We start from the raw sequence: 502 nt of genomic DNA, 5'->3' as shown, positions 1-502 counted from the left end.
ACAAAAACGGGACGAATGAACTTAGAGCCGAATCGAATTGCAGAATGCGCACCAACAAATGCCCCAGCCATTAAACACACACCCATTGTTAAGCCTAGCACCCAGTTAATGTGACCTAAAATAGCGAAAGTAATAAGTGAGGTAAAATTACTGGTGAAGTTCATTGCTTTGGCTAAACCAGAGGCGAGCAATATATTGAGACGGTACAGCGCCATAGAACTTACAGTCCAAAACGCGCCAGTTCCTGGACCGGCTAATCCATCGTAAAAACCAATCGACAAACCTTGCAGGTACTGTTTTTTATGCAGCTTTGGGCAAGGCTCTGGTATTGGGCTTTGATGAGGGGAATGTGGCGCTTTGTGGAATACAGTATACAGCGCAGCGGCTAATATAATAAGAGGCAAGACTTTTTCTAGCCAATCCGTACTGATGGCATCGACAAAGAGCGTGCCCAATGCTGCGCCGACAAGCGTTGCTGCAAACGCGCGCCCCCAACACTGAG

At 47.2% G+C, this 502-nt stretch carries 1 protein-coding gene; it reads right to left on the bottom strand.

From position 1 onward, the window contains the following. The coding region (locus tag R8N47_RS28715) for a sulfite exporter TauE/SafE family protein (RefSeq protein ID WP_318186548.1) at window positions 1-502 on the bottom strand (502 nt) is incomplete at both ends.

It is taken from the genome of Vibrio sp. 2132-1 (genome assembly GCF_033344315.1).
Note: the sequence above shows the minus strand (reverse complement) of the source record. Positions and strands in the feature narration are given on the sequence as shown.